Origin of the sequence: Luteibacter sp. UNC138MFCol5.1, assembly GCF_900110505.1 — a bacterium.
Taxonomy (GTDB): Bacteria; Pseudomonadota; Gammaproteobacteria; order Xanthomonadales; family Rhodanobacteraceae; genus Luteibacter.
In genome coordinates, this window is record NZ_FODZ01000005.1 from 276422 (window position 1) to 301587 (window position 25166).

Annotated in this window: 27 protein-coding genes; 16 read left to right on the forward strand and 11 right to left on the reverse strand. The window is 67.4% G+C overall.

The features are described 5' to 3' along the window. Positions 1 to 24 precede the first annotated feature (24 nt). Positions 25 to 435: a DUF4156 domain-containing protein gene (locus BMY69_RS15435; RefSeq protein WP_090179848.1), complete on the reverse strand. Its 411-nt coding sequence runs from the start codon at positions 433 to 435 to the stop codon at positions 25 to 27. A gap of 86 nt (positions 436 to 521) precedes the next feature. Beyond that, positions 522 to 3431 (reverse strand): M16 family metallopeptidase, encoded by a 2910-nt coding sequence (locus tag BMY69_RS15440; protein WP_090179850.1) that lies wholly within the window; start codon positions 3429 to 3431, stop codon positions 522 to 524. Positions 3432 to 3651: 220 nt separating this feature from the next. On the opposite strand from BMY69_RS15440, the gene BMY69_RS19945 reads away from it, so the two are divergent. The 9 genes from BMY69_RS19945 (at position 3652) to BMY69_RS15480 (ending at position 9973) form a co-directional block, all read left to right on the forward strand. Next, positions 3652 to 3783: a hypothetical protein gene (locus BMY69_RS19945; protein WP_255364576.1), complete on the forward strand. Its 132-nt coding sequence runs from the start codon at positions 3652 to 3654 to the stop codon at positions 3781 to 3783. Positions 3784 to 3816: 33 nt separating this feature from the next. Further along, the gene (locus tag BMY69_RS15445) at positions 3817 to 4011 is read left to right on the forward strand and encodes a hypothetical protein (RefSeq protein ID WP_090057661.1); all 195 of its coding nucleotides are present in this window, start codon (positions 3817 to 3819) and stop codon (positions 4009 to 4011) included. Between the two features lie 7 nt (positions 4012 to 4018). Then, on the forward strand, positions 4019 to 4486 hold the full coding sequence (locus BMY69_RS15450) for a tRNA (cytidine(34)-2'-O)-methyltransferase (protein WP_090179853.1): 468 nt from the start codon (positions 4019 to 4021) through the stop codon (positions 4484 to 4486). Between the two features lie 64 nt (positions 4487 to 4550). After that, positions 4551 to 5219, forward strand: a complete 669-nt coding sequence (locus BMY69_RS15455) for a ubiquinone biosynthesis accessory factor UbiJ (protein WP_090179856.1) — start codon at positions 4551 to 4553, stop codon at positions 5217 to 5219. After that, complete coding sequence (ubiB, locus tag BMY69_RS15460; protein WP_090179859.1) at positions 5216 to 6865, forward strand: ubiquinone biosynthesis regulatory protein kinase UbiB; 1650 nt, start codon at positions 5216 to 5218, stop codon at positions 6863 to 6865. Before BMY69_RS15455 ends, ubiB begins: the two co-directional genes overlap by 4 nt. 3 nt (positions 6866 to 6868) lie before the next feature. Further along, complete coding sequence (locus BMY69_RS15465) at positions 6869 to 7588, forward strand: pseudouridine synthase (protein WP_090179863.1); 720 nt, start codon at positions 6869 to 6871, stop codon at positions 7586 to 7588. Between the two features lie 147 nt (positions 7589 to 7735). Beyond that, entirely contained in the window at positions 7736 to 8158 is a 423-nt protein-coding gene (arfB, locus tag BMY69_RS15470; RefSeq protein WP_090179865.1) for an alternative ribosome rescue aminoacyl-tRNA hydrolase ArfB, read from the forward strand. Then, positions 8155 to 8742, forward strand: a complete 588-nt coding sequence (locus BMY69_RS15475) for a 1-acyl-sn-glycerol-3-phosphate acyltransferase (protein ID WP_255364578.1) — start codon at positions 8155 to 8157, stop codon at positions 8740 to 8742. The genes arfB and BMY69_RS15475 overlap by 4 nt, the downstream gene beginning before the upstream one ends. Before the next feature lie 805 nt (positions 8743 to 9547). Continuing rightward, positions 9548 to 9973 (forward strand): hypothetical protein, encoded by a 426-nt coding sequence (locus BMY69_RS15480; RefSeq protein ID WP_090179871.1) that lies wholly within the window; start codon positions 9548 to 9550, stop codon positions 9971 to 9973. Between the two features lie 16 nt (positions 9974 to 9989). On the opposite strand, the gene BMY69_RS15485 is transcribed toward BMY69_RS15480, so the two are convergent. Next, positions 9990 to 11009: a LysR family transcriptional regulator gene (locus BMY69_RS15485; RefSeq protein ID WP_177191199.1), complete on the reverse strand. Its 1020-nt coding sequence runs from the start codon at positions 11007 to 11009 to the stop codon at positions 9990 to 9992. A gap of 146 nt (positions 11010 to 11155) precedes the next feature. Here BMY69_RS15485 and aceB point away from each other — a divergent pair, with 146 nt between their 5' ends. Then, a complete protein-coding gene (gene aceB / locus BMY69_RS15490) occupies positions 11156 to 12754 on the forward strand; it encodes a malate synthase A (RefSeq protein ID WP_090179876.1) in 1599 nt (532 codons plus the stop codon). A 26-nt stretch (positions 12755 to 12780) separates the two neighbouring features. After that, the gene (gene aceA, locus BMY69_RS15495) at positions 12781 to 14070 is read left to right on the forward strand and encodes an isocitrate lyase (RefSeq protein ID WP_090179877.1); all 1290 of its coding nucleotides are present in this window, start codon (positions 12781 to 12783) and stop codon (positions 14068 to 14070) included. A gap of 247 nt (positions 14071 to 14317) precedes the next feature. Here aceA and BMY69_RS15500 read toward each other — a convergent pair whose 3' ends face one another. Further along, positions 14318 to 15301 (reverse strand): amidohydrolase family protein, encoded by a 984-nt coding sequence (locus BMY69_RS15500; protein ID WP_090179880.1) that lies wholly within the window; start codon positions 15299 to 15301, stop codon positions 14318 to 14320. A 119-nt stretch (positions 15302 to 15420) separates the two neighbouring features. Here BMY69_RS15500 and BMY69_RS15505 point away from each other — a divergent pair, with 119 nt between their 5' ends. Next, positions 15421 to 16335 carry a LysR family transcriptional regulator gene (locus BMY69_RS15505; protein WP_090179883.1) on the forward strand — a complete coding sequence of 305 codons (915 nt, stop codon included), beginning with the start codon at positions 15421 to 15423 and terminating at the stop codon, positions 16333 to 16335. Between the two features lie 5 nt (positions 16336 to 16340). Here BMY69_RS15505 and BMY69_RS15510 read toward each other — a convergent pair whose 3' ends face one another. Further along, positions 16341 to 17384 (reverse strand): alpha/beta fold hydrolase, encoded by a 1044-nt coding sequence (locus BMY69_RS15510; RefSeq protein WP_218143207.1) that lies wholly within the window; start codon positions 17382 to 17384, stop codon positions 16341 to 16343. A 106-nt stretch (positions 17385 to 17490) separates the two neighbouring features. Between BMY69_RS15510 and BMY69_RS15515 the strand changes: the two genes are divergently transcribed. Next, positions 17491 to 18360, forward strand: coding sequence for a LysR family transcriptional regulator (locus tag BMY69_RS15515; RefSeq protein WP_090179885.1), 870 nt, complete (start codon positions 17491 to 17493; stop codon positions 18358 to 18360). A 9-nt stretch (positions 18361 to 18369) separates the two neighbouring features. On the opposite strand, the gene BMY69_RS15520 is transcribed toward BMY69_RS15515, so the two are convergent. Next, the gene (locus BMY69_RS15520; RefSeq protein ID WP_090057691.1) at positions 18370 to 18672 is read right to left on the reverse strand and encodes an EthD family reductase; all 303 of its coding nucleotides are present in this window, start codon (positions 18670 to 18672) and stop codon (positions 18370 to 18372) included. Between the two features lie 29 nt (positions 18673 to 18701). Next, entirely contained in the window at positions 18702 to 19454 is a 753-nt protein-coding gene (locus BMY69_RS15525; RefSeq protein WP_090179888.1) for an SDR family oxidoreductase, read from the reverse strand. 113 nt (positions 19455 to 19567) lie between these two features. Here BMY69_RS15525 and BMY69_RS15530 point away from each other — a divergent pair, with 113 nt between their 5' ends. After that, the gene (locus tag BMY69_RS15530; RefSeq protein WP_090179890.1) at positions 19568 to 20200 is read left to right on the forward strand and encodes a TetR/AcrR family transcriptional regulator; all 633 of its coding nucleotides are present in this window, start codon (positions 19568 to 19570) and stop codon (positions 20198 to 20200) included. On the opposite strand, the gene BMY69_RS15535 is transcribed toward BMY69_RS15530, so the two are convergent. After that, the gene (locus BMY69_RS15535) at positions 20181 to 21500 is read right to left on the reverse strand and encodes a retropepsin-like aspartic protease (RefSeq protein WP_177191200.1); all 1320 of its coding nucleotides are present in this window, start codon (positions 21498 to 21500) and stop codon (positions 20181 to 20183) included. The genes BMY69_RS15530 and BMY69_RS15535 overlap by 20 nt on opposite strands. 183 nt (positions 21501 to 21683) lie before the next feature. Here BMY69_RS15535 and BMY69_RS15540 point away from each other — a divergent pair, with 183 nt between their 5' ends. Both BMY69_RS15540 and BMY69_RS15545 read left to right on the forward strand, forming a co-directional pair. Continuing rightward, entirely contained in the window at positions 21684 to 22166 is a 483-nt protein-coding gene (locus BMY69_RS15540; protein ID WP_177191201.1) for a DUF2975 domain-containing protein, read from the forward strand. 8 nt (positions 22167 to 22174) lie between these two features. Then, positions 22175 to 22414: a helix-turn-helix domain-containing protein gene (locus BMY69_RS15545; RefSeq protein WP_090057704.1), complete on the forward strand. Its 240-nt coding sequence runs from the start codon at positions 22175 to 22177 to the stop codon at positions 22412 to 22414. Positions 22415 to 22462: 48 nt separating this feature from the next. On the opposite strand, the gene BMY69_RS15550 is transcribed toward BMY69_RS15545, so the two are convergent. From BMY69_RS15550 to BMY69_RS15565, 3 genes are all read right to left on the reverse strand, one after another. After that, positions 22463 to 22708, reverse strand: coding sequence for a hypothetical protein (locus BMY69_RS15550; protein ID WP_090179898.1), 246 nt, complete (start codon positions 22706 to 22708; stop codon positions 22463 to 22465). Between the two features lie 395 nt (positions 22709 to 23103). Next, on the reverse strand, positions 23104 to 23391 hold the full coding sequence (locus tag BMY69_RS19410; RefSeq protein ID WP_143070493.1) for a hypothetical protein: 288 nt from the start codon (positions 23389 to 23391) through the stop codon (positions 23104 to 23106). A 149-nt stretch (positions 23392 to 23540) separates the two neighbouring features. Then, positions 23541 to 25040, reverse strand: a complete 1500-nt coding sequence (locus BMY69_RS15565) for a YifB family Mg chelatase-like AAA ATPase (RefSeq protein WP_090179906.1) — start codon at positions 25038 to 25040, stop codon at positions 23541 to 23543. Positions 25041 to 25166: the final 126 nt, after the last annotated feature.

Sequence of the window (25166 nt, forward strand, 5' to 3'; positions counted from 1 at the left end):
GGTCGCGAGCGAAGCGCTCCGGAATCAGTTCTTAAGCGGAACCGTTTCGAAACCGCCCTGCGGTGCCGGATTGGCGGGCTGCGTTGCCGGTGCCGCCGACGGGGACGCCGGCAGGCTACGGGTGCCACAGGTGTAGGCCGCCCAGTCCTGCGAGCCGTCGCGCGGCTCGCCGAGGGGCTTGATCGTGTCGGCGCCCATCTTCGCGGCTTCGTTGCGCGCAAGGACTTCGAGTTCGTCGCGCACCTTGAGGTCGCTGCGATCGACGGGGCCGACGCGGTTCATCACCGACACTGTGACCTTGCCCTGCTCCCGGCAGCTGCCGACGTCGCCGTTCCATGCCGTGCGGATGTTGCGTGCGTTGTCGTCGAGCTTGATGCCCCAGTTACAGGCGGAGAGTGCGAACGGAAGGGCGAGGAAGACGAGGTACTTGCGCATGGCGGAACTCCGGGGAAATCGATCGGCGCTAATGCTAACGGGATGAGGGCGGTGGCGCGACGCTTGCGATCGCGCCACCGTGTCGCTCACTCTCCCGCGGCGGGCGTCGACGGCGTGTGCTTTGCCGCCGCCTTCGAGTCGACGGGTGACTTGACCGGCTTCGCAGGATTGCCGTCTGCGTCGATCACGTGCACCTCGCCGAGGTTCAGCGCGCGCACCGGCGCCTCGATCTTGCGCAGGTCGCCGACGATCACCCACGTCATCGCGTCCGGCCGGATCACCGCGGACAGCGCGGCCTCGGCATCCTTGCGGTCCACGCCTTCGATGCGCGACTTGAGCGTCTGCACGTAGTCGTCCGGACGGTCGTAGATCACGATGCCGGAGAGGGCGCTGAGCACGGCGCTGGTGGTCTCGTAGCTGCCGGGCAAGGCGCGCACGCGCTGCGCGCGGATCTTCGCGATCTCGTCGTCCGTCAGCGGCTTGGCCCCGATGACGTCCTTCGATTCCTTGAGGATTTCCGCAGCGGATTCGGCGGTCTTGTCGGTCTGCACCGGAGCGTAGAAGAGCATCGGGCGCTGGCCCTTGGCATCGGAGAGCATGCTACCCGCGCCGTATGCCCAGCGCTTCTCCTCGCGCAGGTTCATGTTCAGTCGCGACGTGAACGTGCCGCCGAAGGCGCCGTTGGCGATGCCGAGGTCGAGCGCGTTCGGCGCCTTGGTCGACGGCGCGAGCAGGCCCGCGAGGATCAGTGACTGCGGCGCGTCCGTGCGGTTGATGAGGAACACGCGCGGCTTCGGCTGGACGGCGACCTGACCGATGTTCTTCTTCGGCACCGGCGTCGCGGGCGGCGTCCAGTCGCCGAACACGGCGTCGAGTTGCGGCAGGATCGCTTCCAGCGTCGTGTCGCCCGCGACCAGGATGCGCAGGTTGTCGGGCCGCAGGTAATCGCGCTGGAAAGCGACGAGGTCGGCGGCCTTCAGCGACTTGATCGCCGATTCCGTGCCGCTACCCGTGAACGGAATGCCGTACGCGTGATCCTTGCCGTAAAGCAGCGGCGGCAACGAACGCAGCGCGAGGCCGGTAGGCTCCGTCTTTTCCTGCGCGATGCCCGCGAGCCACTGGCCGCGGATGCGCTCGATGTCGTCCGCCTTGAACGCGGGGTTGCGGACGATGTCCGCGAACAGTTCGAGCGACGGCGTCAGCTGCTCGTTCAGCGCGTTGAGGCCGACGCCGCAGGTGTCGAGCGTGCAGTTCGCGCTGACGAAGGCGCCGAGGCGCTCCTTGCGACGGGCGACTTCCACCGAATCGAGCGAGGTCGTGCTTTCCTCGAGCAGGGTCGACGTGAAGCTGGCGGTGCCGAGCTTGCGGCCCTGGTCCGCCGCGTAGCCGGCGTCGAAGAGGAGCTGTACCTGCGTGATCGGCACCGTATGCCGCTCGGCGAGGATCACCTCGATGCCGTTCTTCAGCTTGCCGCGCTGCAGCTTGGGAAAGACGAGGTCGGGGAAGGTGTCGACCGACGGCACGCCCTTCGAGCGATCCACGGTGGACTTCGCCACCGTGTAGTCGGCCGGCTTCGGCATGACGGCGTCCGGGCGATGGTCCGCCGGCCCCAGGCCCTTGACCGCCTTGTCCTCGGCCGCCGGATCGAAGCCGGGTGCGGCGGGCAGCACGGTGAGGGTGTAGTCGCCCTTCGCGAGCCAGGTCTTCGAGGCCGTCAGCACCGAGCCGACCGTGGCGGCCTGCGCGCGGGCGAGGTCTTTCTTGTACGCCGAGGGATCGTTCCGGTAGACCTGGCCCTCGGCCAGGATCGCCGCCTTGCCCGAGCCGCCCACCTTTTCCAGCCCGCGCACGAACCCGGCGCGGTTGACGACCTTGGCGCGAGCGAGCTCATCGTCCGTGGGGCCCTTGGCGAGATAGTCCTTCCAGACTTCCGCGATGGCGGCTTCCACCTTCGCGGGGTCGACGCCGTTGCGCACGTCGACGCTCAGCTGCACCTGGCTGGCGAGCGCGAAGGGCGAGATGCCCATGCTGACGTCGTCGGCGAGCTTGTCCTGGTAAACGAGGCGCTGATAGAGACGGGAGGTCTTGCCGCCGCCGAGCACGGTGGTGGCCAGGTCGAGCTGGATGGCGTCGTCGGTGCCGAGCTGCGGCACGACCCACGTGCGCAGGATGCGCGTCTGCGCGACCTGATCGTGCTGGGTGCCTCGCGTCGACGTCTGCAGCGGCGTGATCCACGCCTGCTGGCGCGGCACCGGCGGGCCGGCGGGGATGTCGCCGAAGTATTTCTCGGCCTTGGCCTTCGCCTCGGCGACGGTGATGTCGCCGGCCAGGACGAGCGTGGTGTTCGCGGCGCCGTAGTAGTCGTGGAACCACTTCTTCACGTCCGCCAGCGAGGCCGCGTCGAGGTCGGCCATCGAACCGATGGTGTCGTGGTGGTAGGGATGGTTGGCCGGATAGGTGTTGACGAGGATGTTCTCGTCCACGCGGCCGTAGGGTCGGTTCTCGCCCTGGCGCTTCTCGTTCTGCACCACGCCGCGCTGCGTGTCGAGTTCCTTCTGGCCGATGGCGCCGAGCAGGTGGCCCATGCGATCGGACTCCATCCACAGCGCCATGTCGAGCGCGGTGGTGGGCACGGTCTCGAAGTAGTTGGTGCGATCGAACCAGGTGGTGCCGTTCATGTCGGTGGCGCCGGCGAGCTCGAACGGCTGGAAGTAGGTGCCCTTGCGGTTTTCCGAGCCGGAGAACATCAGGTGCTCGAACAGGTGCGCGAAGCCGGTCTTGCCGGCCGGCTCGTCGGCCGAGCCGACGTGGTACCAGATGCTGACCGCGACGACCGGCGCCTTGTGGTCCTCGTGGACGACCACGGTGAGCCCGTTCGGAAGCTGGAGACGCGTAAAGGGGATATCGGGGATGGCATCGGAGGATGCGGGTGCGGCGAAAGCGTTGCCGACCAGGAACATGAGCCCTGCCGCGAGCAGGGCATAGCGTTTCTTCATGTAGCACTCCTCGAGGGACCCTCGTGGTCCCGACCGTCGGAGGCTAGCCCGCCCGGTCCTCCGGACGCAATCGGCGTCATGACAGGTGTACGGACGGTGTCCGTTGACGCGTGGTCAGTGTCCGCGGACAGCCCGCGCACGCGGACCGACCTGACAAACCTCATGCGAATCAGCTGATTGCAGCCTCTTAAAGGCTGGCACGGCGTTTGCGTTACTAACCGTGCCAAGCCGGTCGGCTCTCGACCCGGCACACGATGAGGAGAACGCCATGAAGTACGAAATGCTGATGCTGCGCAGCCTGCTCGTGACCTCGATGCTCGTCTGCGGCCTGACCCTCGGCCAGATGTTCTGACCTCCAAGAATCTTCGATCAAGGAACCGACACCATGAAACACGAACTCCTGATGCTCCGCAGCCTGCTCGTCGCCTCGCTGCTGGTCTGCGGCCTGATCCTGGGCAACATGCTCACGTACGCCGGCGAGCCCATCCAGCTGGCCGGCGTCGGCCAGACGGCCACGCTGACGGCGACGAGCTGCGCCCTGCCGCCCGACGGCATCGTCTGCCCGCGCTCGGCGTCATAATGGGGGCATGCCCCACGTCATCCTTTTCCGCCCCGAGATACCGCCCAATACGGGCAACGTGATTCGCCTGTGCGCCAATACCGGCGCGGCTTTGCACCTGGTACGACCGCTTGGATTCGAGCTGGACGACACCCGCCTGCGCCGCGCCGGACTGGATTACCACGAGTTCGCCCGCGTCGCCGTGCACGACGACCTCGACGCCTGCCTCGCCGCGATCGGGCACCCACGCGTCTTCGCGTTTTCGACCCGCGGCCGCCGGCTGCATACGGCGCCCGTCTACAGCGACGACGACGCCTTCCTATTCGGCTGCGAGACCGCGGGCCTGCCGGATGAGGTGATCGACGCCCTGCCCGAGGACCAGCGCATCCGTCTGCCGATGCGTCCCGACAACCGCAGCCTCAACCTGTCCAACGCGGTGGCCGTGGCGGTGTTCGAGGCATGGCGGCAGAACGGCTTCGAAGGCGCCGCGCCCTAAACCCGCGACACCGTGCACACCGCCTCCACGCATGGGAGCGGACCCGCCAAGCTACAATCCGGGCATGACTCCCGATCGCCCGAAGGCCGACGCCGGCCCCACCTCGTTCCTGCCCCGCCCGCTACGCGTCCTCGCGGGCCGGGCGATGGAGGCCGCGCTGAACCGCGCCGTCGACCTCGACCCCGACACCCGTGCCCGCCTCGACGCGCTCGACGGCCGCAGCGTGCAGGTGCACCTCAGCGGACCGGAGCTCGCCATCCGGATCTCGGTCGAAAAGGGACGCCTGCGCGTCGGCCCGACCGAGGAAGGCGGCAGCCTGCGCGTCACGGCGTCGCCCGGCAGCCTGCTCGCCATGGCGTTGCGCGGCGACGACGACAGCGTGGCCCCGGGCAAGGTGGATATCGCGGGCGATGCCGAACTGGCGCGGCGCCTCGAACGCCTCGCCCGGCAGTACGCGCCCGACGTCGAGGAAGCCTTCGCGAAGACGTTCGGCGACGTGATCGGCGTGCCGCTGGCCAGGGCGTTCCGCGAGGGGCTCGGCCATGCGAAGGAAACCGCGTCCCATCTCACGGGCGATACGGCCGACTGGCTTCGGGACGAAGCGCGCGTGGCCGTGGCACCCGGTGAGATGGACATCTTCCTCGACGGCGTCGACGCGCTGCGCGAGCGCACCGAACGGGCGGAGGCACGCCTCGCCCGGCTGGAGCGCACATTGAAGGGAGGCGGCGCATGACGTCGCTGCGCCTCGCCCCGCGTCTCCTCCGCGTCGCGGCCGTCCTGCTCAAGTATCAGCTCGACGAACTCGTCGACGGCGCGCACCTCTATCGCCCGCTGAAACTCGTCCGCCCGTTCTTTCCTGGCGCACCGGCCGACACGCGCGGACTGTCGCGCGGCGCGCGGTTGCGCCTCGCCCTCACGGAGCTCGGCCCCATCTTCGTCAAGGCGGGCCAGGTGCTTTCGACGCGGCGCGATCTCGTTCCGGCGGACGTCGCGGACGAGCTGGCGCTGCTGCAGGACCAGGTGCCGCCGTTCCCCGGCGCCGAGGCGCGCGCCATCGTCGAACGCGAACTCAAGGCGCCGGTGACGACGCTCTACGCGACGTTCGATGAAGTCGCGCTCGCTTCCGCATCCATCGCGCAGGTGCACGCCGCCACGCTCCACGACGGCCGGGAGGTCGTGGTGAAGGTGCTGCGTCCCGGGATCGACAAGCGCATCGCCCGCGACATCGACCTGCTGCATGCGCTCGGCGAGCTCGCGCAACGCTGGCATCCGAACGCCGACAAGATCCGGCCGCTCGAAGTTGTGGCGGAAGTGGAGAAGATGCTCTCCAACGAGCTCGACCTGCAGCGCGAAGGCGCCAGCGCGAGCCTGCTGCGACGCAATTTCGCGAGCGGCGTCGACCTGTACGTTCCCGAGGTCCACTGGGATTTCAGTACCGAGCGCGTGCTGACGCTCGAACGCGTGCGCGGCGTCAGCGCCGACGACATCGCGGCGATCGACGCCGCCGGCCTCGACCGCAAGCAGCTCGCCGAAAAGGGCGTGCGCCTGTTCTATGAACAGGTGTTCCGCGACAACTTCTTCCACGCCGACGCGCATCCCGGGAACATCTGGGTGGACACGTCGCGCATCGAGGAACCGCGCTTCATCGCGCTCGACTTCGGCATCATGGGATCGCTGCCCGAGGCCGACCAGTTCTGGCTCGCGGAGAACTTCATCGCGCTGTTCGAACGCGACTACGCGCGCATCGCGCAGCTGCACGTCGCCGCCGGCTGGATGCCCTCGACGATCCGCCTCGACGAGCTCGAAGCCGCCGTGCGCACCGTGTGCGAACCGTACTTCACGCGCCCGCTCTCGCAGATCTCGATTGCGGAGCTGGTGGTGAAGCTGTTCCAGACCGCGCGCCGCTTCGAGCTCACGCTTCAGCCGCAACTGATCCTGCTGCAGAAGACGCTGCTGAACATCGAAGGCGTCGGTCGCATGCTCGATCCGGACATCGACATCTGGGCCGTCGCGCATCCCGTGCTGCGCCGGATCCTGCGTGAGCGCTACAGCATGCGCGCGACGCTCCGCGACGTGCGCCGGCGCCTGCCCGAGTGGGTGCAGTCGGCGCCGCGGATGCCGGAGCTCGTACGCGACGCGCTTCGCCAGGTCGCGCGCGGCGAGCATCGCCAGGTGGCCGATCCGCTGGCGATGGCCCTCGCGCGGGACGACGCGCAGCGCATGCGCCGGCTCGTCGCGTGCGGCCTGCTGGGTGCGTCGTTGCTCGTGTGCGCGGCGCTCATCGGCACGCTCGCACCGCGCGGCACCTGGCCCGCCGCCGTCACCGCGATCGCCGGTGTGCTCGCGTTCGTCGCGGGTTGGCCGCGCCGCGCGTCCTGACCGGTGCTCGGCATCCTCTATCAGGACGGCGACATCGTCGCCGTCGACAAGCCCGCGAATCTCGCCGTTCACCGGTCGAAGTTCGTCGGTCCCGACGACGCCTTCCTGATCGACCTTCTGCGCGAACAGGTGGAAGGTCCGCTGCACCTCGCGCACCGGCTGGATCGTGCGACATCGGGCGTCCTGCTCGTCGCGCGCTCGGCCGACATCGCCGGCCGTCTCGGCGAACAGTTCATGGGTCGCACCGTGCACAAACGCTATGCCGCGGTCGTGCGCGGCTGGCCCGAGCCCACCGAGGGGACGATCGACTATCCCCTGCCGGGCTCGCGCGAAACCGGGCCACGGCGTGACGCGACCACCGACTACGAGCGCCTCGGCACCGTCGAAGTCGACATCCCGCTCGGCCGCTACGAGAAGCAACGCTACTCGCTGGTCGCCGCCGAGCCCCGGACGGGGCGCTTCCGGCAGATCCGCAAGCACTTCGCGCATATCCATCACCCGATCGTCGGCGACAGCCAGCACGGGCGCGGCGACCACAACCGTCTGTTCAAGATCCACTTCGCGTCGCACCGGCTCCTGCTGCACGCGGCGTCGCTCTCGTTCGAGCACCCGGTGACCGCGGAGCGGATGATCGTGCGCGCCGGGCCCGATGCCACGTGGACGCGCCTGCTCGACCAGTTCGGCTGGCGCGAGGCGTACGGCCGCTGGCACGACGCGGCCTGAGCGCAAGGTCTTCCCCGTTGGAGCGCACCCGGGCGCGATAGGGGTGCTCGCGGCAAGCACCCCTATCGCGCCCAGGTGCGCTCCAACAGCGGTGCGCAGCGACGGTCACGCCGCCTGTCCGCCCCTCGCTGCTAGAATCCGCGCCACATGCTCATCGTGACCGCCACCATCGCGATTCCCGACAGCGAACTCGTCGAACGCTTCACGCGCGCCGATGGCCCCGGCGGCCAGCACGTGAACCGGACGGAGAGCGCGGTCGAACTACGCTTCGACGTCGCCGGATCGCCGTCGCTGCCGGAGGACGTGCGCGCGCGCCTGCTCGCGCGCAAGGACCGGCGCATGACGGATGCCGGCGTGCTGGTGATCCAGGCGCGGCGCTTTCGCGACCAGGCGCGCAACCGCGACGACGCGCGCGACCGCCTCGCGGAGATCCTCCGGGAGGGCACCGTGGTGGCGAAGAAGCGCGTCGCCACCAAGCCCACGCGCGCATCGAAGGAGCGTCGCCTGACGGGCAAGGCGCAACGCGGTCAGACCAAGCGCGCACGCTCGCGCGACTGGAGCCACGATTGACTCCGTATCCCGAACGGCTCGGTCCGGAGATCCCGTCGCTTCCCGACTCGTGGTGGAAGCGCTTCAGCCGCTGGGCGATCCGGCGCAGCGGCTGGCGGCTCGTCGGCGAACTGCCGAACCTACCGAAGGTGATCGTGATCGGCGCTCCGCATTCGTCCTATTGGGACGGCGTGTGGGGCCTGCTGATGAAGTCCGCGATGGGCCTGGACCTCGGCGTGATGATCAAACGCGAGGTGCTCAACGGCCCCTTCGGCCCGATCGTCCGCCGTCTCGGCATGGTGCCGATCGATCGCAAGGCCGCGACGGATGTCGTCGCGCAGATGGTGGACCGCTTCGCGACCCGCGACCGCATGTGGCTCGGCATCGCGCCCGAAGGCACGCGCAAACCGGTGAAGCAATGGAAGTCGGGCTTCCTCCGCATCGCCCGCGCAGCCGGCGTCCCCATCCTCCCCATCTTCATCGATTACCCGTCGAAGACGTTCACGGTCGGCCCGCTGGTCCACGCCACCGACACGCCAGACGCCGACATGTCGCGCATCCGCGCGATGTTCGTCGGCTACACCGGCAAACACCGCGGCGCCTGAGCAAGGTTGTTTGCGTCGGGGCAGGAACGCACCCTGAGCCACCGAGTGCCGCGAGACGTACGACAGAAAGCGTTCGTCGCGACGTGGCGCAATCGCATCTTACCGTCGCTCAACCCATACCACGTCGATGCTTCACCGCGAAATCGGTGGCATTGAACATGAGATTCCTCACAACGATTCGATACGTCCCCGGCCCGAGCGATGGCACGTACGCGGAGACCCCCGATGACTTCATTTCCCAACCCCTCGCGGTACGCTCTTCGACGGTGACTACGACGCCACCCGTCGCAGAAGCATAGAAGGCACTCGTGCATGTAGTGGTCCATGCAAGGACTTCCTGCTGCCCTTGGCCGGGAACCGTGCCCCGTATCGTCATTTCGGGTAGATAGCCGATGCAGTTGATCCCTCGCCCATGAGAAGGATTTCGGGCACCAGCTGTAGGCATAGTCGCCATCAGCGCCACGCTGACCGCCATGCATAGTAGAGATCGAATGGTCATGGAGCTTCTCCCGGCCGCGCGGAGGTGCGCTCGAGAAAAATTACGCGCAGGGCCGTAGCGGTGACAGCGGTAAGAGCCTTCCCATCATGTAGGACGTGCCAAGGCGCCAGGCGTGGAGCGCCCTCAATCAAGTCGCGGCCGAAACGGACACAAGTCAGGAGCTGCCTGAGTGCACACCGGACTCGGACGGCCGAAAGTGACAGCCTGGGGCGACATACTCCGCCTCGCAAAGTGCCGATCCTTACGACTGGCAAATCTGGCGAGATGTAACTCGTGGTCATTCCGTCCTGGTTCGCACGTTTCGAAATGCAGCCCAAGAAGGTGGATCCGCTAGGCAAGCTGGGGCAACGCCGTAGTGACCCGGCTAAAGTCGCGCAGAACCTTTCACAGGGCTTGCAGCAGACCATCAGGCAACTTGACCTCACGAACGTTCGCCCGTCGGAGCTGGTGCAGATCGCCGGAGCTCTTCGCCGCGAGGGACTGATGTCACGCGATGTTTACTGGCAGTTCCGCAACTCGGCGACTCAACCCGATGGAACGCCGCGACCCGATGCGCCGATCGATTTCCTGCGGGAAGTCCGGGATCGGGCAAGGGAGGTCAAAGCCATGTCTCGCGGCTCGGGAAGTCTGGAGGCTGAGCAGATTTACGCGGAGTTCTCGTTCAGCGCACGCGGGCTGAACCTACTTGCGGCTTCGATGAAAGGCATCAAGGTCGTGGATATTCGCGTCTAGCCGAACGCGGAGCGGCTCACCGTTCCGAGTGCCCCGGCTCGTCGTAGTCGCGGTGTGTCAGGAGTCCCGGGCGGATCAGGTCGATGAACGCGCGTGCTTCGGGGCTGAGGAATTTTCCCTTACGCATCACGACGCCGTAGCTGCGCTGGGGGAAGTAGCGGCGCAGGTTGCGCACGGCGAGCCGCTCGCGATCGGCATCGGTGATGCAGATGCCGGTGACGATCGAGATGCCGAGACCCATCGCCACGTATTGCTTGATCACGTCCCAGCCGCCGACCTCGATCGCGACCGTGTACGGCACACGGCGTTGCTGAAAGACCATGTCGACGAGACGGAACGTGGTGAGGCGTTGCGGCGGGAGGATCAGGCCGTAGGGTGAAAGATCTTCGAGGCGGATGTCGTCGCGCGCGGCCAGCGGATGGTCGGGCGGCATGATGAGCATCGGGTCGTAGTGGTAGACGGGCGCCCATGCGATGTCGTTCGGCACGTCGAGCATCGAGCCGATGGCGATGTCCGCTTCGTCGGCACGTAGCAGCGCCAGCCCGTCCTTGCCCGTCACGTTGGCGAGCTGCAGGTGGACCGTGGGATACCGTTCGCGGTACGCCTTCACCAGTTCCGGAAGCAGGTACTGGATCGTCGACGATCCCGCCGCCACGGTGAGCTTGCCCGCCTGTGCGCCGCGCGTTTTCGTGTGGAACTCCCGGTCGAGCCCCTCGAATCCTTCCACCAGCGGGCGTGCCATCTCGTAGAGCGCCTCGCCGGCATCCGTCAGCGTCACGCGCCGCCGGGTGCGCTCGAGCAGGACCGCGCCGAGCTCGCGCTCGAGCGCCTTGATCTGGAGGCTGATCGACGGCTGGGACAGGAACAGCGCTTCGGCGGCGCGGCTCAATGTGCCCAGGCGGGTGGTGTAGACGAATGCCCTGAGCTGCTTGAGGCGGTTGCCCTTGTAGTAGAACCGGCCAGCCTCGTCCCCGGCGCCGCGCGGCGCCGGCGTCGCTGTCGGAGGCCGCGAGGCACTCTTTCTGGCTGGATTCACCTTTCGGACCACTCTTTTTCCTCTATTGAGACAATGGCTTGCACTAGTTATTTATTTCGTTAATGCATCCCTTTGAAACATATGCTTTGTCAAAAGCATAGCGCCGGTCCTAGCGTGACCTCCAGACCCGATCCGGAGACACGTCCATGGCAGTTCCCCAGAGCGCGATCGATCCGCTGGCCGGCACCCGCTTCGGCGACGGGACCGACGCCTATGCCGACATCCTGACGCCGGGCGCGGTGGGCTTCGTCGCCGACCTCCACCGTCGCTTCGAACGCCGTCGTCTCGCCCTGCTCACCGAGCGCGCCGCCCGCCAGCAGCGCTACGACGCCGGCGACCTCCCGGACTTCCGCCCGGACACGGTCGCCATCCGCGAGGGCGACTGGACCGTCGCCCCCATTCCGGCGGCCCTGCAGGATCGTCGCGTGGAGATCACCGGTCCCGTCGAGCGCAAGATGATCATCAACGCGCTGAATTCCGGCGCGAAAGTGTTCATGGCCGACTTCGAGGATTCCAGCGCGCCGACCTGGGCGAACCAGATGGAGGGCCAGCGCAACCTGCGCGACGCGGTCGACGGCAGCATCGAATTCGTCAATGCCGACGGCAAGCAATATCGCGTGGGCGACAATCCGGCCGTGCTGGTGGTGCGCCCGCGCGGGTGGCACCTGCCGGAGCGCCACGCCGAGGTGGATGGCGACACGATGTCCGGCTCGCTGGTCGACTTCGGCTTCTTCGCGTTCCTCAACGCGAAGACGCTGCACGAGCGCGACCGGGGCCCCTACTTCTACCTGCCCAAGCTGCAGAGCATGGAAGAGGCGGCGCTCTGGAACGACGTGATGGCGCACTCGGAAAGCGTGCTCGGGCTGCCGCGCGGAACCATGAAGGTGACGGTGCTCATCGAGACGCTGCCGGCCGTGTTCCAGATGCACGAGATCCTGCATGCGCTGCGCGAACGCGTCGTCGGCCTCAACTGCGGGCGCTGGGACTACATCTTCTCGTACCTGAAAACGTTCCGCGCGCACGCCGACCGCCTGCTTCCCGAGCGCGGCCAGGTGCTGATGACGGTGCCCTTCCTCAAGGCGTACTCCGAACTGCTCATCCGCACGTGCCACCGCCGTGGCGCCTTCGCGATGGGTGGCATGGCGGCGCAGATTCCCATCAAGGGCGACGACGCGGCGAACGAGGCCGCGATGGCGAAGGTTCGCGCGGACAAGCTGCGCGAGGTCACGGCGGGCCACGACGGTACCTGGGTCGCCCACCCCGCCCTCGTTCCCATCGCGCAGGCGATCTTCGACGCGCACATGCCGACGCCGAACCAGCTGCACGTCACACGCGACGATGTCGAGGTCAGCCGCGACCAGCTGATCGCGCCGGCCATCGGCACGATCACTCGCCAGGGCTTCGACAACAACGTGGAAGTCTGCCTGCGCTACACGGCCGCGTGGCTCGATGGCCTCGGTTGCGTGCCGATCCACAACCTCATGGAGGATGCCGCCACGGCGGAGATCGCGCGCGCGCAGCTCTGGCAATGGCTGCATCACGGCCCGGTGGAATTCAGCGACCACGCGCCGATCACGCGCAGCCTTTTCGACCACGCGCTCGCGCGACACGCACACCTGCTCGCCGGCAGCACGCACCCCGGTGCCGCCCGGGCGAAGGAGGCGGCGGAACTGATCGCCGCGCTCACGCACGCCGACGAGTTCCGCGACTTCCTCACCCTGCCCGCCTACGAACACCTCGCCTGATCACCCGTTTCCCCAAGGAGCCTTCGATGAAGACGCATACCGCCGAACAGATCACGCTCGACTGGACCAACAACGACCGCTGGAACGGCGTCGAGCGCCCTTACACCGCCGAGGACGTCGTCCGTCTGCGCGGCACCGTGCAGGTGGAGTACACCCTCGCCCGTCGCGGCGCCGAACGCCTGTGGCGCTCGATCCACGACAAACCGTACGTCAACGCGCTGGGCGCATTGACGGGCAACCAGGCCATGCAGCAGGTGAAGGCCGGCCTCCAGGCGATCTATCTCTCCGGCTGGCAGGTGGCCGCCGACGCCAATACCGCTGGCACGATGTACCCCGATCAGTCGTTGTATCCGGTCGACTCCGTGCCGAACGTCGTGCGCAAGATCAACAAGACGCTGCTTCGCGCCGACCAGATCCATCACGCGGAAGGCAAGGACGGCATCGACTGGCTCGTGCCGATCGTCGCCGACGCGGAGGCCGGCTTCGGCGGTGTGCTCAACGCGTACGAGCTGATGTCGCACATGATCGAAGCCGGTGCGGCAGGGGTGCATTTCGAAGACCAGCTCGCCAGCGCGAAGAAGTGCGGCCACATGGGGGGCAAGGTGCTGGTGCCGACGCAGGAAGCGGTGCAGAAACTGGTCGCCGCGCGTCTCGCCGCCGACGTCGCCGGCGTGCCGACCCTCATCGTGGCGCGCACGGACGCGATGGGCGCCGGCCTCGTCACGTCCGACGTCGACGATCACGACAAGCCGTTCCTCACCGGCAAGCGCACGGTGGAAGGCTTTTACGAATCGCGCCAGGGCATCGACCAGGCGATCAGCCGCGGCCTCGCCTATGCGCCCTACGCGGACCTGATCTGGTGCGAGACCTCCACGCCGGACATGGACGAGGCGCGCCGCTTCGCCGAGGCGATCCACGCGAAGTACCCGGGCAAGAAGCTCGCGTACAACTGCTCGCCGAGCTTCAACTGGAAGAAGAACCTGGACGAAACCACGATCGCCCAGTTCCAGAAGCGCCTGGGCGAGATGGGCTACGCGTTCCAGTTCATCACCCTCGCCGGCTTCCACGCGCTGAACTACTCGATGTTCCAGCTCGCGCGCGGCTACCGCGATCGTCAGATGGCGGCCTACGTCGAACTGCAGGAAGCGGAATTCGCGGCCGAGAAGGACGGCTACACCGCGGCCAAGCATCAGCGCGAGGTGGGCACGGGCTACTTCGACACGGTCAACCAGGTCATCGCCGGTTCGCTCAGCTCGTTGTCGGCACTCACGGGCTCGACCGAGGAAGACCAGTTCCACCCCGCCTCGGCGGCGTGATCCCGGACCCCAAAAGGAAAAATCGGCCGGCGCCAAGGATGGCGGGCCGATATGCGGGCGAAGGGGTGGCCGCTCGAAGAAGGCCGGGCTCCGGTGCTGGAGCGGGGGGAGGGAGGGGTATCCAGCACCGGAGCGGGGCGGGCAGCCCTTTAGAGAACCGCCTGGTACAGAATTCTCCGCCCCGACCCCCTATTTGTCAACTATCCAGTACATGAAATAAGTATTAACTCTTTCGGGGCATGCCGGATCACCGCACCATCGCCGCCGTCAGGCGCTCCCAGTTGCCGGAGGCGAATGCGGCCATGTCCTCGGGGGCAAGGCCGCAGCGCTCGAGAAACGATCTCGCATCGTTGCCTTCGCGGTACTGATACGGAAAGTCCGTCGAGAACAGCAGGCGGTCGGTGCCCACGATGTCGGCGGCGCGCCTCAGATAGTGCGGAAGGAACATGCCGCTGGCCGTGACGTACAGGTTGTTCCGCAGGTAATACGCGATGGGGTGCGCCAGCCCGGAAACGCGGTCCATCGCCGCCAGCCGTTCGGCGTAGAAGAGCACCACCTCGCCCCAGTGCCCGAGGATCACCTGCAGCTTCGGCAGGCGATCGAAGGTACCGGCGAGCACGAGCCGGACGAACTGGAGCCCCGCGTCGTAGTGCCAGCCGAGGCCATACGTGGCGAAGGCGGCGTCGACCGTCGGCGCGAATCCCGAGTAGCAGGCCTCGCGCACCGCGGCGTCCGGCGTGCGCGGATGAATCAGGATCGGCGCACCCAACGCCTCCGCGCTCTGGAAGATCGGGAAAAGACTGGCGTCGTCGAGATGGCGCCGGCCGACCTTGCCGCACAGCACCGTGCCCTTGAAGCCGAGCGTCCGAACGCAGCGATCCAGTTCGAGGGCCGCCTCCTCCGGCATCGAGACCGGCAACGTGGCCATCGCCTGGAAGCGGTCCGGGTGACGTGCCACCGCGGCGGCCAGCGCGTCGTTGGTCCGCCGCGCCAGCTCGACGCTCTCGGGACCGAGATCGTGCAGCGCCGGGGTGGTGAGCGACAGCACCTGAACGTCCAGCCCGGTCTCGTCCATCAACGCGAGGCGGCCCTGCGCGAGGTCGAGAAGCCGCCCCTCGATCGGACCGGCGTGGAAGGCCACGCTCGGATCGGTCGCTTCCAGACCCGCGGCCCTCCATGCGTGGAGGACCTCCGTCGTCACGAAGTGCTCTTCGATGCCAACTCGTTTCATGGGACCTCCTCGGTGCGGACGAAACCAGTCTGCGTCCGCCCTCGTCGTTGCACCAGACGCGCGGCGAGCAATGGTAGATTGCGTCGGACGCAAGGCTCGGGCGCTTTCGGGGACATGGCATGCAGGACGTGGATCTGAATCTGCTCACGACGCTCGACGTGCTGCTGACCGAGCGCAGCGTGACGAAGGCCGCGCAGCGCCTGGGACTGAGCCCGTCGGCCATGAGCCGGGCGCTGTCGCGGCTGCGGGACGCCACCGGCGATCCGCTGCTCGTGCTCGCGGGCCGGACGCTGGTGCCGACGCCCTACGCCGAACGGATCGCGGGACGGGTGCACGACATCACGCGCGATGCGCGCGCGGTGCTCCAGCCAGCGAGCGATGTCCTGGACCTGGCGTCGCTGGAGCGGACGTTCACCATCCGCGCCAACGACAGCTTCGTCGGGCTGGTCGGTCCGATGCTCATGGCCAGGATCGTGACCGTCGCACCGCACGTGCTCGTCCGGTTCGTGCCGAAGCCCGACAAGGACGCGCTCCCGCTTCGGGACGGCACGATCGATCTGGAAATCGGCGTGCTCGGTAGCGCGGCGCCCGAGCTGAAAACGCGCATGCTGTTCCGCGACCGTTTCGTCGGCGTGTGCCGCACCGGGCACCCGCTGCTCACGAAGCTGACCGCGAAACGCTACGTCGCCTATCCGCATGTGGTGGTGTCGCGTAAAGCGTCGTTCGCCAGTCCCGTCGACGACGCGCTGGCGCGACTCGGCCTCCGGCGGAACGTCGCGATGGTGGTGCCTTCGCATGCGAATGCGATCGATATCGCCCGGCGCTCCGACGTGCTGGGGCTCGTACCGCGGTCGGCGCTCCTCGGCGGCTTCGGCGACATCCACCGCCCTCCCCTCGACGGCGTCGCGCCGTTCGAACTGCCCGTGACGACGCCCGACATCACGGTGACGGCCATCTGGCATCCCCGCCTCCATGCGGACGCCGCGCATCGCTGGCTGCGCGAAACGATCTTCGATCTCTGCGCCGTGGAATGAACCGGTCAGCGGGTGCGAAGACCGTCGAGCCACGCGAGCACGACGGCGAGCACGTCGTCGGAATTCTTTTCGTAGATCATCCCGTGCCCGTTTCCGCGGATGCCATGCGCGGGCATGTGCAGATGGTCGACACGCGCGCCCGCGTGCTCCAGGAAACCGATGATGGACGGGGCGAAGGTCGCGAACACCGACGTTTCCCCGGTGACCAGCGCGACGGGCAATCCGGTGAGCGACGGGATGCGCAGCGTCTCCGCCGCGGCCGCGCGCACCTCGTCCGGCGTGGCGCGCGGAGGATCGAAGCGCATGGGCGCCGCGGTCAGGCCCCAGGTGAGCGTGCCGATACCGGGCGTGTGTCCGAACGCCGGCCCCATGGGCTCGACGGTGACGATCGCGCGGACGAGATCCGGGCGCCGATCCACCAGCAGCCAGCCATCGGGCCCCGAAGCGGAATGCGTCACGACGATGGCCGGGCCGATGCGATCGAGCAGACGCGCGAGGCGATCGGCGTCGAGGCTTTGCGCATGCGCGAGATCGGCGGGCATGGGACCGTACGCCGCGATGAACGCGTCGAAGGCGTCCGCATCGGACGGATCGAACGGCCACTGCGTTTCGCCACCGCCCTCGGGAAAATACACGGCACGGCCGCGCTCGTAGGAGAACGGTGGACTGGTCGGCCCGAGGATGTCCGGATGGTACGGCGAGCGGCCGTGACCGGGCCGGTCGACGACGAACACGGCATGACCCGCTTCGACGAATCGCTGCGCCCAGCCCGGACGCCCGTCGGGCGTGTCGCCCCATTCGGTTCCCTGCAGCGTGCCGCCGTGGACGAGCACGATCGGCAGTGCCTGCGTGACATCGACGGGCGCCTCCCAGGCGACGTACATCGGGCCCGCCTGGTAGTGCGCGCCATCCTTCTCGACGCGATCGCCCGTGATCCAGAAGTCGCCGCGGCGCGACGTGCGCGCGGGCACGTCGGCCCAGACCGGTGTGGTCGGCGAGCCCGGATGTGGCCGCGCCGGAGAACGTCCGGCATTCGATGCGGATGGCATGGTGACCTCGGCGAAAGAAACGGTGCGAACCATGTTGGCGCGTACAGGATTGTCCGGGCACTGCCATTGCTGCATATTCATCGTTCACTTTTGAACGGCCGACGAGATGGAATGGAGCGATGTCCGGATCTTCCTGGCGGTGACCCGCGGTGGGTCCCTTGGCGAAGCGGCGCGCCGTCTCGGCGTCAGCCATCCGACCGTCGGCCGCCGGGTGAAGGCGCTGGAGGACGAAGCGGGACAGCCCCTCTTCCGCCGCACGCGCGACGGGCTCCTGCTCACGGACGCGGGCGACGCCGTCATGGCCCTCGCCGAGTCCATGGAGAACGCCGCCCTGTCGATGGAGCGGCGCCTCGCCGGTAACCAGGAACGCCTCGAGGGCATCCTGCGGATATCGTCCGCGGAGTGGTTCGCCGGCTACGTCCTCGCACCCGTCCTTAGCGAGATGAGCCGGCTGCATCCGGCCGTCGTGCCCGAGGTCATCGCGAGCTATCGGTTGCTGGATCTCTCTCGTCGCGACGCCGACGTCGCGTTCCGCATCGTGCCCTTCAGCGAACCGGACATCGTGCAGCGCCGCCTGATGACGATGCCTTACGGTCTCTACGGTTCGGCGGAGACCGTGCGCGCCATGCATGACGATCCGGCATCCGTCGGCCTCATCCTCATGAACACCGCGCAGGCGCACTTCCCCGATGTCGCGTGGCTGCTCGACCGTTTCCCGCGCGCGCGTCGCGCCTTCACCAGCACGAGCCGCAGCGTGCAGTCGCGCATGTGCCTGCGCGGCATGGGCCTCGCGGTGCTGCCGCGACCGCTGGGCGACGCCGTCACGGGGTTGCAGCGCATCGACACCGATACGCCGCCCCCGTCGCGCGACATCTGGGTCGGTTACCACCAGGACCTGAGGCACATGGATCGACTGCGCGCGATGCTCGATCTCGCCGACCGCATGCTTGCCGACGAGCCGCTCGCGGAACGCTGACCGCGTCGCTCAGAACGGCGTGAACAGACTTCTGAGCACCACGGTCGCGTCGGTGAAGTTCGTCACGTCGTCCATCACCTGCTGGGTTTCGGGACTCGCCAGCGCGTCGTGCACACCCTGTTCGGAAGCGAAGGTGTAGACGCCGATGGAGATCCATTCGGCGGAGCCGGCGTAGGGGAAGAACGCCTCGGCGGACTGAAGGCCGTACTTGCCCCACGATGCCATCGCCACGCGGAAGTGCTCCGTGGCGTAGTAGTCGCGATCGAATCGGGTGCCTTCGTCGCCGGTGCAGACCACGATCATCTTCGTCATGTCTTATCTCCTTCGATGCTTTCGGACGCTCAGGCGCTGATGCCGCCGTCGACGAGGATGCCGGAGCCCGTGACATAGGCGGCGCCCGGTCCGGCGAGGAAAGCCACGGCCTCGGCGACTTCGCGCGTCTTGCCGTAGCGGGCGATGGAAAGGCTCGGCAGGATCGACGCCGCGAGCGGACCTTCCGCCGGGTTCATGTCGGTGTCGATCGGGCCGGGCCGGACGAGATTGACGGTGATGTGGCGCGGGCCGAGCTCGCGAGCGAGTCCTCGCGTGAAGCTCTCCATGGCGGACTTGGTCGCCGCGTAGACGGCGATGCCGGGGAATGGCACCGACAGCCCCGCGTTGCTGCCGATGGTGATGATGCGACCGCCGTCCGGAATGTGGTTGAGCGCCGCCTGGGTGATCACGAACACGCCGCGCACGTTGACGTTCAGCTGCAGGTCCATCTGTTCCAGCGTCAGGTCCGCGAACGCACCCGCCACCAGCACGCCGGCGTTATTCACCAGGATGTCGAGGCCGCCGAGTTCCGCGACGGTACGGTGCACCGCGGCGACGGATGCATCCGGGCTCGCCGCGTCGGCCTGGATCGCGACGGCCTGGCGCCCGAGGCGACGAATCTCGGCCACCAGCGCCTCGGCCCTTGCGGCCGACTTCTCGTACGTGATCGCGACATCGGCGCCGTCTTCGGCGAGCTTCAGGGCAATGGCCGCACCGATGCCGCGGGCCGCGCCGGTAACGAGCGCCCGTTTTCCGGCGAGCGGGAGGGTCGAAGAAGTCATGGGCGGGTCCTCTGGTTGATTTATGTGTCGATCGATACATAAATCCTACCGGCGCTGTTTTCCGGCTGCAAGCAATTTATGTAATGATCGACAAATAAATCAGGAGCAGGACGATGCCCCGTCAACCGAAGTCCCCCGCCCCGAGGCGCGGCCGCCCCGTCACCTTCGACCGGGACGCCGTGCTCGAGCGGGCCATGCGCGTGTTCTGGGCGAAGGGCTTCGCGGCGACGTCCATGAACGACCTCATCGGCGCCATGGAGATCGCCTCGCCCAGCCTCTACGCGGCGTTCGGTTCGAAGGCGGGCCTCTACCGGGCGGCCGTCGACCGCTACGTCGCGCTCCACGCGGACCTCGTATCGGGCGCGATGGCGCTGCCCACCGCGCGCGCGAGCGTCGAGGCGTTGTTGCGAAACGCCGTGACCGTCTTTTCCCGCACCGATTTCCCGAGCGGCTGCATGGTCGAGCAGACGGCGGGCGAGGCGGGCGACCTGCCTCCCGATGTCGAGGCCGGTCTCCGCGCCTTGCGCGAGGCCAACAACGAGAACTTCTCGGCGCGGCTGCGCAAGGGCGTCGCCGACGGTGACGTCCCCGCCGGAACCGACATCGCGGCCGTGGCCGCGTTCTACGCCACGGTCTACAGGGGCCTGAGCCTCAGCGCGCGAGGCGGAACGACGACGGACGAACTGCATTCCGTCGTCGCCTCCGCCATGGCGGCGTGGCCGCTGCTCACCGCAGCGCGGCCGTAGACCCGGCCGTGGTCTTGTCGATGCGGAAGCGCATCGACCGGAAGTCGAGCGTGAAGCCGGCGGCGTTCGCCCAGAGATCCTGCCCCAGGATGCCGAACATCGGGGCGCTGCCCACGCCGGCGCGACTGACCGTCTCGACGCGCACGTTCTTCAGCACCACGTCGCCGCCGCCGACGGCGACCTTCCATTCCGGCTGCCTGACCGTGTCGTAGCTGCGCGTTCCTCCCGCGCCCGCCGTCGCATGCTGGGCGTGCGGCCAGTCTTTCGCGCGTGCTTTCACCCTCTTCCAGTACGGATACGTCAGACCGGTCGCGCTGGCACCCGTGTCGAGGATGAAGGGAAGCATGTCCCCCTCCACGCGCAGCAGGACGGCCGGACTCAGGTCGGCCATGAAGAGCGGCGTGCCGTCGTCGACGGCATCGGCCTCCGAACCGATCGCGATCGCCTTGTCGCCGATGAAGCGGATCCGGCCCAGGCCCTGAAAGACAGGGAACCCGAAGGCCGCCGAAATCTGATGCTGGGCCGTCGGCAGCTTCATCATCAGCTGCTCGTCGGGAACGACGAGCACGGCGACGTGACGGAGCGTGGCGCTGCCGAGACGAATCTCATCGACGACGGCCACCTTGCTCTGGAACGTGGCATCCGTACTACTCGCAAGTCCGTCGATCGCGCCCGTCGCGGAAAGCCCGAGCTGCCTGGCGAAGCTCTCGCTGACGACGGAGTAGTTGGCGCCGGAGTCGAGCATCCATGACCCGCTGACCCCGTTCGCCACGGCCTCTACGTCCAGGGTGCCCAGGGGATTGCGCCGGATGGGCACCTGCGACGGCCCGGAGAAGGTGACGGTCTGCGGCGGCGAGCCGGCCAGCCCGCTTGCCAGCGCCAGGACGCTCTTCACCCCCGGGACGTTCCCGGGCGTGAGTTCGGCACCGTGGTCCTGCAACACGTCGCGCAGGACGCGTGCCTGGTCGGCGTAGGCGTAACTCTTCTGGTAGTCGTCGGCGAGGGCGAACAGCGTATTCAGCGCCAGCGGGGAATGCGCCTGCTCCAGCCGCGGCAGCGCACGCAGAAGATAGCGCTTCGACCCCTCGATGTCGTTCACGCGGTTCGCGGCGACCCCGCGCACGTAATCGGCCGCGGCCGTCTCGGGTAGCGTCGGCAACAGCGCGCTCACCTCGTTCATTCGCCACGCGTCGAGCGCATCCTCGGCGCGACGGGTGGGATCGGACTGATGAGCCATGGCACCGAGCGAGCCCGCGCATGCGAGCAAGGCCATGAGGTGCCGGACATAACGTGTTTTCATGAGAAGCAACCTGTCGTCAGGGTCAGGGTTCGCGCCGCGGGCGGCGCAGCTGAATTCGTCGGGCACGGCGCTACGTCGCACCGACGGTTGCGCCGCCGCCATGCGTTCGGTAATCTTCGTTAAACCGACTTTATTTACTGTAATACAGAAAACAATGGCCGTTCAACAATGAGATCGCAATTCGTGCAACGCCGGGCTCGGCAGCTGCGCTGGCTAACGCTCGCGGCGAGCACATTGCTCGTGCTGATGCTGCTCGGCGTATCCGTGGTGTCGGACAACAGCGTGATCCAGGTCACCGGGCAGGCGCTGCCGCGCGTGTGGCGTCTGGTCGCCAGCGGCGTCGTGATCGCGTTGGCCGTGCTGAGCCTGCTATCCCTCGCCACGACGTTGCGGGCGGTCGAGGCGGGCGATCCGTTCGGTCGCTCGATGACGCGGAGCTTCCGGCGCTTCGCGCTGTTCTACCTGCTGTCCGTCGTCGCCGACCTGCTCCTGCCGCCGATCATGCAGCTGAGCCTGTTCGTCGCGCATGGTGGGCATGGACTCATCACCGTCGGCTTCGACGACGGGCGCGTGCTCGCCCTCATCGTCGCCGCCCTCCTGTTCTTCATCGCGCGCCTGTTCGACGAGGCACGACGCCTCGAAGACGACAACCGCGGCTTCGTCTGAGACCACGCATGGGAATCGTTGTTCGCCTGGATGTGATGCTGGCGCTGCGCAAGGTGCGATCGCGCGACCTCGCCGCCCATGTCGGCATCACCGAGAGCAATCTGTCGCTGTTGAAGTCGGGAAAAGTGCGCGGCATCCGTTTCGGCACCCTCGCCGCCATCTGCGAGTACCTGCAATGCCAGCCGGGCGACATCCTCGTCTTCGACCCCGATGCGCCGGAATGGCCGGCGTCGACCTCGGAGGAATAGGTCGACGTCCGCTGTCCGCCCCCACATCTACGGATTCGCCCGGTCCGTCTATCCGAAGTACAGCAGTACGATGGCCAGGGCCGCTACTTCGAAAATGAAGAACGTCACCAGCCGTATCACCAGGATCCCTTCGCCTTTCTTGCAGAACATGTACGCAAGGAAAGCGTTGGCTACGGGCCACACGGCCTCGAACACATAGCTCGCTGGCGAGCCTCCCTTGAAAAGGATCGCGGAAAGCACATGCCCCAGCACGATCACTGGAAGCCACATCAGGACCAGCAAGGCGGTCTGCATGCTTCGAATCCATCTGGCGCCAAGAAATAAGACCGGGTGGGCTGCGCGTCACTAAAGCGAACCGACCTCGTCTTCGAACAGTTTATCGATGAGATCCTCGAGCATTCGCCCGGTAGCGTTCGGGTTGAAGTCGTCGTCGAAACCGATCCTGACAAGCAGGTCCCCGCATGCTTCTCGCAGCATGGCGAGCTGATAACCCGTGCCCTCCAGCACCAGCCTATGCGCCCGGACGACGACAGTTCGCGTGAGATCCTTCGTCTCATCGTGAGACTCCAGTAATCGAAGCTCCTGGGGAGATATCGTTACTCTCATATGCACCGGCACCTCGCTAGAGCGTAATCTCATTTCTTTGACGATGCTGCCTACGCGCACATCGCGACGTGCCCGTCGAGCAGTCATCGGGGCTTGAGAGTTTTCCAGTTCGGCTTCAACAGGGGTTTCGCGTCTGGACGGAGAATCTCGAGCTCGTAGATCCGATCATCGACGTGATAAATGTAGACCTCGGCGCTTGCCCCACCCGCGTCGTTCACCGTTCCCTCGACGGGAAAACGGTCTGCGCCACGAAAAGTGTCTTGGCCCTTGCACGGACCTCGCTGCAATTCGAGGATATGAAAGATAAGGCGCGCACCATCGGGCGCCTCTTCATCGACCGTGGCACCTTCGAGATCAGCAAAGAACTGCACTCGTGATGCATCGTCTCCGATACAGGCGCCCAGAATCCGGAGAGCAGCCCGCTCCGCATCCGTAAGGTTCTCATCGCGGCATTTGCCTCAGCACGGCGGACGTCGTCCCGACGCGAACATAGCAGACCGCGTGGTGCGTATTCCGATCTTCAGAAGCGGCGGTAATGCAGCGCCTCGGCGAGGTGCGATTGCTCGACGCAACCGCTGCCGCCTTCGAGGTCGGCGATGGTGCGGGCGACGCGGAGGATGCGGTGGTAGGCGCGTGCCGATGCGCCGAGCTTGTCGAGGGCGGCTTCGAGCCATTCGCGTTCGTCGGAGAGCAGCGCGCAGTCGCGCTCGAGGTTGACGACGCTGAGTTCGGCGTTCGGTTGCCCTGCCCTCGCCAACGCCTTGTCGCGCGCGTGCATCACGCGCTCGCGCACCGTGGCGCTGTCGTCGTCGTGCGGTCCGCGTGGGGCCGAAAGTTCGGAGATCGGTACGCGCGGCACTTGCACGCACAGGTCGATGCGATCCAGGAGCGGACCGGAGATGCGTGCGCGGTAGCGCTGCACCTGATCGGGCGTGCAGCGGCACTCGTGGAGAGGGTCGCCGGCGTAGCCGCACGGGCAGGGATTCATCGCGGCGACGAGCTGGAACTCCGCCGGGAACGTCGATTGCCGCGCCGCGCGCGAGATGACGATCTGTCCCGACTCGAGCGGCTCGCGCAGGACCTCCAGCACGTGGCGGGTGAACTCGGGCAGTTCGTCGAGGAAGAGCACGCCATTGTGCGCCAGCGATATCTCGCCCGGGCGCGGCGAGGATCCGCCACCGACGAGCGCGGCACCGGACGCCGTGTGGTGCGGCGCGCGGAACGGGCGCCGGCGCCAGCAACGCGGATCGATGTCCTCGCCGGACAGGGAGCGCACGGCGCAGCTGGCCAGCGCTTCGGTTTCGCTCATCGGCGGCAGGATGCCCGGCAGGCGCTCGGCCAGCATCGTCTTGCCGGTACCGGGTGGGCCGACGAGGAGGATGTGGTGACCGCCGGCGGCCGCGATTTCCAGCGCGCGGCGCGCCTGGTGCTGGCCGCGGATGTCGCGCATGTCCGGGCCGCAGGTCGGCATCTGGTAGAAGTCGGCCGCCGCGGGGCTCGTCAGCTCGGCCTGCCCCCGCAGCCAGGCGCAGACCTCGGCCAGGCTTTCGGCCAGGAGGACGTCGCCCTCGCCGATCAGCGCCGCTTCGGCGGCGTTGGCCATCGGAACAACGATGCGCCGGCCGCTACGCCGGGCGCGTATCAGCGCGGGCAGGATGCCGGGCACGGCGCGCAGTTCGCCCGAGAGCGCCAGCTCGCCGAGGAATTCGCAGTCGTCGAGACGTTCGCGCGGCACCTGGGAGCCGGCGGCGAGGATGCCCAGAGCGATGGCGAGATCGAAGCGGCCGCCGTCCTTCGGCAGCTCCGCCGGCGCGAGGTTCACGGTGACGCGCCGGTTCGGGTAGTCGAAGGCGGTGCTCTGAATGGCCACGCGCACGCGGTCGCGCGCCTCGCGCACGGCCGCTTCGGGCAGGCCGACGATGGAGGTGGATGGCAGGCCGCCGGACAGGTGGACCTCGACGACGACCTGCGGCGCGGTGACACCTTCCTGCGCGCGAGAGAGGGTGACGGCGAGGCTCATGGCGCCGGGAATCGTAACCGGTAACGGATCGGGCGCCAAAGGGCGTGGACGAGGTGTTCGCGGGCTCCGTTCCGCATACGCACTCCCTTGCGGTCGCTGGGAAAATAACCGCCCCCGACCGCTCTC

Excerpts from the sequence above, each read along its gene's own strand:
- BMY69_RS15565 (WP_090179906.1), bottom strand. The coding sequence starts at position 25,040 with ATGAGCCTCGCCGTCACCCTCTCTCGCGCGCAGGAAGGTGTCACCGCG.
- BMY69_RS15480 (WP_090179871.1), top strand. The coding sequence starts at position 9,548 with ATGCAGCCCAAGAAGGTGGATCCGCTAGGCAAGCTGGGGCAACGCCGT.
- BMY69_RS15520 (WP_090057691.1), bottom strand. The coding sequence starts at position 18,672 with ATGACGAAGATGATCGTGGTCTGCACCGGCGACGAAGGCACCCGATTC.
- aceB (WP_090179876.1), top strand. The coding sequence starts at position 11,156 with ATGGCAGTTCCCCAGAGCGCGATCGATCCGCTGGCCGGCACCCGCTTC.
- BMY69_RS15450 (WP_090179853.1), top strand. The coding sequence starts at position 4,019 with ATGCCCCACGTCATCCTTTTCCGCCCCGAGATACCGCCCAATACGGGC.
- aceA (WP_090179877.1), top strand. The coding sequence starts at position 12,781 with ATGAAGACGCATACCGCCGAACAGATCACGCTCGACTGGACCAACAAC.
- arfB (WP_090179865.1), top strand. The coding sequence starts at position 7,736 with ATGCTCATCGTGACCGCCACCATCGCGATTCCCGACAGCGAACTCGTC.
- BMY69_RS15535 (WP_177191200.1), bottom strand. The coding sequence starts at position 21,500 with ATGAAAACACGTTATGTCCGGCACCTCATGGCCTTGCTCGCATGCGCG.
- BMY69_RS15440 (WP_090179850.1), bottom strand. The coding sequence starts at position 3,431 with ATGAAGAAACGCTATGCCCTGCTCGCGGCAGGGCTCATGTTCCTGGTC.
- BMY69_RS15545 (WP_090057704.1), top strand. The coding sequence starts at position 22,175 with ATGGGAATCGTTGTTCGCCTGGATGTGATGCTGGCGCTGCGCAAGGTG.
- BMY69_RS15550 (WP_090179898.1), bottom strand. The coding sequence starts at position 22,708 with ATGCAGACCGCCTTGCTGGTCCTGATGTGGCTTCCAGTGATCGTGCTG.
- BMY69_RS15455 (WP_090179856.1), top strand. The coding sequence starts at position 4,551 with ATGACTCCCGATCGCCCGAAGGCCGACGCCGGCCCCACCTCGTTCCTG.
- BMY69_RS15435 (WP_090179848.1), bottom strand. The coding sequence starts at position 435 with ATGCGCAAGTACCTCGTCTTCCTCGCCCTTCCGTTCGCACTCTCCGCC.
- BMY69_RS15525 (WP_090179888.1), bottom strand. The coding sequence starts at position 19,454 with ATGACTTCTTCGACCCTCCCGCTCGCCGGAAAACGGGCGCTCGTTACC.
- BMY69_RS15505 (WP_090179883.1), top strand. The coding sequence starts at position 15,421 with ATGCAGGACGTGGATCTGAATCTGCTCACGACGCTCGACGTGCTGCTG.
- BMY69_RS15445 (WP_090057661.1), top strand. The coding sequence starts at position 3,817 with ATGAAACACGAACTCCTGATGCTCCGCAGCCTGCTCGTCGCCTCGCTG.
- BMY69_RS15510 (WP_218143207.1), bottom strand. The coding sequence starts at position 17,384 with ATGCCATCCGCATCGAATGCCGGACGTTCTCCGGCGCGGCCACATCCG.
- ubiB (WP_090179859.1), top strand. The coding sequence starts at position 5,216 with ATGACGTCGCTGCGCCTCGCCCCGCGTCTCCTCCGCGTCGCGGCCGTC.
- BMY69_RS15530 (WP_090179890.1), top strand. The coding sequence starts at position 19,568 with ATGCCCCGTCAACCGAAGTCCCCCGCCCCGAGGCGCGGCCGCCCCGTC.
- BMY69_RS15515 (WP_090179885.1), top strand. The coding sequence starts at position 17,491 with ATGGAATGGAGCGATGTCCGGATCTTCCTGGCGGTGACCCGCGGTGGG.
- BMY69_RS15500 (WP_090179880.1), bottom strand. The coding sequence starts at position 15,301 with ATGAAACGAGTTGGCATCGAAGAGCACTTCGTGACGACGGAGGTCCTC.